At 72.8% G+C, this 5,515-nt stretch carries 7 protein-coding genes; 4 read left to right on the top strand and 3 right to left on the bottom strand.

The window, feature by feature from the left end; translation table 11 throughout:
• Positions 1–1,454 (top strand): carboxylesterase/lipase family protein (locus ESO86_RS10720; protein WP_129234885.1); only part of this gene is annotated, 1,454 nt, incomplete at its 5' end.
• A gap of 63 nt (positions 1,455–1,517) precedes the next feature.
• Here the strand turns inward: ESO86_RS10720 and ESO86_RS10725 are convergent.
• Positions 1,518–1,787, bottom strand: a complete 270-nt coding sequence (locus tag ESO86_RS10725; protein ID WP_129234886.1) for a hypothetical protein — start codon at positions 1,785–1,787, stop codon at positions 1,518–1,520.
• 98 nt (positions 1,788–1,885) lie between these two features.
• Complete coding sequence (locus tag ESO86_RS10730) at positions 1,886–2,560, bottom strand: TetR/AcrR family transcriptional regulator (RefSeq protein WP_129234887.1); 675 nt, start codon at positions 2,558–2,560, stop codon at positions 1,886–1,888.
• A 186-nt stretch (positions 2,561–2,746) separates the two neighbouring features.
• On the opposite strand from ESO86_RS10730, the gene ESO86_RS10735 reads away from it, so the two are divergent.
• Both ESO86_RS10735 and ESO86_RS10740 read left to right on the top strand, forming a co-directional pair.
• Positions 2,747–3,715 carry an NAD(P)-dependent alcohol dehydrogenase gene (locus ESO86_RS10735; RefSeq protein ID WP_242492323.1) on the top strand — a complete coding sequence of 323 codons (969 nt, stop codon included), beginning with the start codon at positions 2,747–2,749 and terminating at the stop codon, positions 3,713–3,715.
• A gap of 95 nt (positions 3,716–3,810) precedes the next feature.
• Complete coding sequence (locus ESO86_RS10740) at positions 3,811–4,302, top strand: DUF6326 family protein (RefSeq protein ID WP_129234890.1); 492 nt, start codon at positions 3,811–3,813, stop codon at positions 4,300–4,302.
• A gap of 109 nt (positions 4,303–4,411) precedes the next feature.
• Here ESO86_RS10740 and ESO86_RS10745 read toward each other — a convergent pair whose 3' ends face one another.
• Positions 4,412–4,639 carry an RNA-binding S4 domain-containing protein gene (locus ESO86_RS10745; RefSeq protein ID WP_129234892.1) on the bottom strand — a complete coding sequence of 76 codons (228 nt, stop codon included), beginning with the start codon at positions 4,637–4,639 and terminating at the stop codon, positions 4,412–4,414.
• A gap of 223 nt (positions 4,640–4,862) precedes the next feature.
• Here ESO86_RS10745 and ESO86_RS10750 point away from each other — a divergent pair.
• The coding region (locus ESO86_RS10750; protein WP_207207096.1) for a hypothetical protein at positions 4,863–5,515 on the top strand (653 nt) is incomplete at its 3' end.

Below are 5,515 nucleotides of genomic sequence, written 5' to 3' on the forward strand. Positions count from 1 at the left end.
TCGGCATCCCGTTCGCCGAGCCGCCGGTCGGCGGGCTCCGCTTCGCCGCGCCGGAGCCGGCTCGCGCGTGGGAGGGCGTGCGCGACGCGCTCGAGCACGGACCCACGCCGCAGCGCGGGGACCCCGGGGTCACGATCATCCCGGAGCCGTCGGTGCCCGGTGAGGCGACACTGAACGTCGACGTCTTCACGCCGTCGCCGTCGGAGGCCGCGGCAGCCGACGGGCCGACGGACTCGGCCGGCGCCGCGGGCCTGCCCGTGCTGGTCTGGTTCCACGGCGGCGGATACGTCGCCGGCTCGCCTGCCAGCCCCTGGTACGACGGACGCACCTTCAACCGCGACGGCGTCGTCACGGTCAACGTGTCGTATCGGCTCGGGTTCGACGGATTCGGCTGGATCGACGGGGCGCCCGCGAACCGCGGCGTGCTCGACTGGCTGCTCGCACTCGAGTGGGTGCGCGACAACGTCGCGGCGTTCGGCGGCGACCCGCGGCGGGTGACCATCGCCGGGCAGTCCGCGGGCGGCGGCGCAGTGCTCACCCTGCTCGGGATGCCGCGCGCGCAGGGGCTCTTCCACCGCGCATGGGCGGCCTCCCCCGCCCTCGCCGACGTGTCGCCGCAGCGCGCACAGGCGCTTGCGCGCCGGATCGGCGAGCTCGGCGGCATCCGACCCGACCTCGACGGGATGCGATCGGTGTCCGAGGAGCGCGTCCGCCAGCTCCAGCGCGAGGCGTTGCGGCCGCCGCGGGGAGCCCGTGGCGGCGGCGCCGACCTCGTGGCGGAGGGCCTTCCGCTCGGGCCGGTGGTGGACGGCCGCCTGGTGCCGGCGAAGACGCTCTCGTCGATCGCCTCGGGCGTCGGCGCGGGGGTGCCGCTCGTCGTCGGCACCACCGACGACGAGTTCTCGTCGGCGTTCCGCGCCTCCGAGGGGAGCCTGCGGCTCGTGTCGCGGAAGGCCGCACTGAAGCGCCTCGGCCTCGTCGAACCGCGCCGCTCGGAATGGCTCGAGGCGAACCGCCGCGAGGGGCTGCACGGCACGGCCGCCGTGCTCGGCCGGTACGTGAGCGACCACGTCTTCCGCGCACCGCTCGTGCGGGCGGTCGCGGCCCGCGAACTCGGCGCGACCGTGGCGGCGACGAATGGCGCGGCGCCCGCCGCCACGTGGGCCTACCGGTTCTCGTGGCGGTCACCCGTCTCCGGAGCGGCGGTGCACTGCCTCGACGTGCCCTTCCTGTTCGACGTGCTCGCGGAGGGGCACGTGCCCGCGGTCGCGGGCGTGCGGCCGCCGCAGGGTCTCGCCGACCGCCTGCACGCCGACGTCGTCGCGTTCGTCCGCGGCGCCGACCCCGCGTGGCCCACCGCCGCCGGCGAGGCGTTCCCGGCACGGCTGTACGGTGCGACGATCGCCACGATGCCCGATGCGTACGCCTCGGCGCGGCCGATCGCGGGGGTCTGAGGGGCTGGTCAGCCGGAGTGCCGCTGGATCACGCGGAACACGGTCGACCCCGGGCCCGTCGACCTACCAGACGGTGCCGCCGCCGACCGAGATGCCGCCCCAGGTGAGTGCGATGAAGATCGCGGCGAAGACGACGGGCGCGATGCCCGTGCCGTTGCGCGCGAGTCCCTTGAAGAGGGCGATCACGGCGAGGATCGCGGCGACGACCGAGAGGCCGCCCCCGAGGATCAGCCCGATGAACAGCGGTATGGGCATGAGCACGAGGCCGGCCAGCGCGATCCAGAACGCGGCCCACGCAGTCGGATTCGAGCGGACTTCGACGGAGGAGGACATCCTCCATTATCTCGTGCCGGCAGCCTGCGGCGCCGTCGGACCCGCGCTGCTCGATCGACTGAGGCGGCCGGGGCACGGTGGCCGGTCGGTGAGCGTCGCTACGCGGGGTCCCTGAGGGGCTCGAGGGCGGCGAGGACGAGGTCGAGGCCGAAGTCGAACTCCTCCGCCGGGTCGTAGCCGGCGGCGACGAGCGCCGCGGCGGACTCGTTGAGGTAGGGGAACTCGTCGGGAGGAAGCTGGGGCAGGTAGACGTCCTCGGTCATCTCCGCGAGCTCGTCGGCGGTGTCGAACGGCAGGCTGGCGACCTGCAGGGCGTACCCGTAGACGTAGCTGTTGAGCAGCCAGTTGGCGTGCGTCGCCGTCACGACCGAGAAGCCCGCCCTTCGCAGGCAGGCGGTGAACGCCTCGCGGTGGCGCAGGTTGGCGGGCCCCGGCGAGGTCCGCGACTCCATCAGGCCGATCGCCCACGGGTGACGGGCGAGAACCTCCCGGGTGGAGACCGCCAGCCGTCGCATCGTCGACTGCCAGTCGAGGTCCTCGGGTGGGAGCTCGATCTCCTCGAACACGATGTCGATCATGGCGTCCAGCAGCTCGTCCTTGCTCGCCACGTAGTGGTAGAGCGACATCGCTCCCGCGCCGAGCGCGACGGCCAGCCGGCGCATGCTCAGCCCGTCGACCCCCTCGCGGTCGGCGAGCCGGACCGCTTCGACCACCACTCGCTGCTTGCTCAGCCCCGCGTCCGACGCGACCTGGCGTTGTTCCTTCGCAGACACGGGTCTCCTCGATGGCTCGAACGGCTTGACAATCGTACAGCGTACGCGCATAGTACAGCGTACGACGTACGGTGTACGAGCCAGCGAGGGTCGCGGCTCGGAGGTGAGGAGGATTCCATGGGAATCGAACAGCGATCGAATGCCGGACCACGCCCGGTGCCGGTGGCGGATCCGGCTGGGGCGACCATGCGGGCCGTGGTCCAGCACCGCTACGGCCCGCCCTCGGTGCTCGAGTCGTCCGAGGTCGGGATCCCGGTCCCCGGTCGAGGCGAGGTGCTGGTCCGGGTCGGCGCGGCCTCGGTGCATCCCGGCGACGTCTTCGTCATGACCGGGGAGCCGTACGTGGTGCGCCTGGTCTTCGGGCTCCGCCGACCGCGCCAGGGCATCCCCGGCAGGGACCTCGCCGGCGTGGTGGCGGCGGTCGGGAAGGATGTCACGGCGCTCCGCCCCGGCGACGAGGTGTTCGGTTGGAGCACCACCGGAACGCTCGCGGAATACGCCTGCGTCCCGGCGGACCACCTCGTGCCCGTGCCCGCCGGCCTGTCGGTCGCGGACGCGGCAGCGGTGCCCACGTCTGCCATGACGGCGTTGCAGGCGATGCGCGACGTCGCGAACGTTCGACCGGGCCAGACGGTGCTGGTCACCGGCGCGTCGGGCGGCGTGGGCTCCTTCGCCGTGCAGATCGCCAAGGCGTTCGGCGCCGAGGTGACGGGCGTGTGCAGCACCCGCAACGTCGAGTCGGTCCGCGCACTCGGTGCCGACCACGTCGTCGACTACACGAGGACCGACTTCACCCGCGCCGGGAAGCGCTACGACGTCATCCTCGACAACGTGGAAGCCCACCCGCTGGCGGCCGTCCGCCGCGCGCTGGCGCCCACCGGCACCCTCATCCCCAACAGCGGACGCGGCGGCCGCTGGCTCGGCCCCATCGGACGGATCGTCGCAGCGCGCGTGCGGTCCGGATTCACCCGGCAGCGCCTGAAGCCCTTCACCTCGGTCGAGAAGCGCCAGGACCTGCTCACGCTGGCCGACCTGCTCAGGACCGGGAAGGTCAGGCCCGTCATCGACCGCACCTACTCCCTCGACCGAGCACCCGACGCCCTCCGCTACGTCGGGGCCGGCCACACCCGAGGGAAGGTCGTGATCACCGTCTGAAGACCGGACCGACGAGAACGACCCGACCGTGCGTCCGCACGCCCAGACCTGCCGCCGCTCCGGCCCAGGAACCGAACCTCTCGAAAGAAGGACCGATGACCATCCGAACGAACACCCCGAACGCGCTCGCCGACCCGCCGATCCCCGTGCGGGCCAAGCTCGCGGCCGCGTGGACCAGCTTCATGTTCCTCTACATCTACGTGGACTACTACCACCTCTACAAGCCCGGCACCATCGACGACCTCCTCGCCGGCGTCGTCTTCGAATTCGACATCAGCCCGGCGTTGATGACCGCGTTCCTCGCACTGATCGCGATCCCGGCCCTGATGGTGTTGCTCTCCATGGCGCTTCCCGCCCGCGTGAACCGCGCCACGAACCTCGTCGTGGCATCGCTGTACATCCCCGTCACGGTGTTCAACGCGGTCGGGGAGACCTGGGACTGGGCCGCCTTCTACGGCCTCTCCATCGGACTCGAGCTGCTGATCCTGGCCTTCATCCTCCGCTCCGCCTGGACGTGGCCCCGGACCCCCGCCGCCATCCCTGCCGGTGCCGAGGCGGCCGACCTTCGACAGGACCTTCGACAGTAGGGACCGCGTCAGGACCGGCGGCGTGAAGCCCCGCCGCCGCGGACACCGGGCCGACCGTGACCAGCTCAACAGCGGCGTGCGCAGGGAAGCTGCTCACGGTCGGCCCGTTTCACGGGCAGACGCGAACCCTGCGTCCGTCGAAGCCGACGATGTCCCCGAGCACCAGCTGCCGTCCGCGTCGCCGATCGACCTCGCCGTTCACTGCCACGTGGCCGCCGGTGACGGCCTCCTTCACGTCTCCGCCGGAGTCGAGGAGGCCGGCGAACTTCAGGAACTGCCCGAGGCGGATGCCCTCGCCGCCGATCGGGACGTCCTCGATCGGAGCCGGCTTCGTCATCCCCCAACGCTAGTCGACCGGACGCCGGGCCGAGCCCGTGCGCCGGTGACGCACGCACGGTCGATCCGTGCGGCAGCGGCACGGCGGCATCCGGCCTGCACTGCACGGATCGACCGTTCACGGAGCAGGGCGCGCGGAGGGATCGCGAGCGTGCGGGGTCGGCATCCGAGACCCCCGAACGGGGCACTTCTCGCGTGCCGCTCCGACCCGTCATGCTGGCGCAATGACGCAGCCCGGCGCCACCGCAGCCCACACTCCGTCCAAGAGCGCCGCGGCCGACCGGGGAGGGCGCGCCGACCACGCCGCGCGGATCATCGACCACCTCGTCGTCAACCACAGCGCCACGCGCGTCGAACTCGTCGGCGCGACCGGCCTCGGCCGCACCGCCCTCGCCGGGCTCGTCACCCGCATGGTCGAGGCCGGCGTGCTCGTGGACCCCGACACCGGGAGCGACGGGCGCCACGGCCGACTGCGACTGGCGGTCGCCGACCGTCTGCTGCTCACGGCAGGAGTCGCCGCGGACGACGCCATCGCCACGATCGCCGAACTCGACGGCACCGAGCTCGCGCGCTACGAGGAGCCCGTCGCGATCGTCGACGACGATCCGCGGCCGGCCCACGCCGCACCGCTCGATGCGCTCGCGGTCGTCGTCGATCGCGCGATCGCCCAGGCCGAACGCGACGAGCGGCGCATCGCCGAGGTCACGCTCATCGTGCAGGGCGCCGTCGTCGGCGCACCCGCGCTCGCGTTCGGCGACGCGACCTTCGGACTCGAGCCGCTCGACCTGACGTCGGCGCTGCGCGCGAGGTCCGAGCGCCTCGCCGGCATCGAGCACGACCTCGTGTCCCCGCCCGTGCTGCGCACGGCCGCATCCGC

Origin of the sequence: Agromyces binzhouensis (assembly GCF_004135055.1) — a bacterium.
Taxonomy (GTDB): Bacteria; Actinomycetota; Actinomycetes; order Actinomycetales; family Microbacteriaceae; genus Agromyces; species Agromyces binzhouensis.

Coding starts and splice junctions, on each gene's coding strand:
- ESO86_RS10740 (WP_129234890.1), top strand. CDS start 3,811: ATGACCATCCGAACGAACACCCCGAACGCGCTCGCCGACCCGCCGATC.
- ESO86_RS10735 (WP_242492323.1), top strand. CDS start 2,747: ATGCGGGCCGTGGTCCAGCACCGCTACGGCCCGCCCTCGGTGCTCGAG.
- ESO86_RS10725 (WP_129234886.1), bottom strand. CDS start 1,787: ATGTCCTCCTCCGTCGAAGTCCGCTCGAATCCGACTGCGTGGGCCGCG.
- ESO86_RS10745 (WP_129234892.1), bottom strand. CDS start 4,639: ATGACGAAGCCGGCTCCGATCGAGGACGTCCCGATCGGCGGCGAGGGC.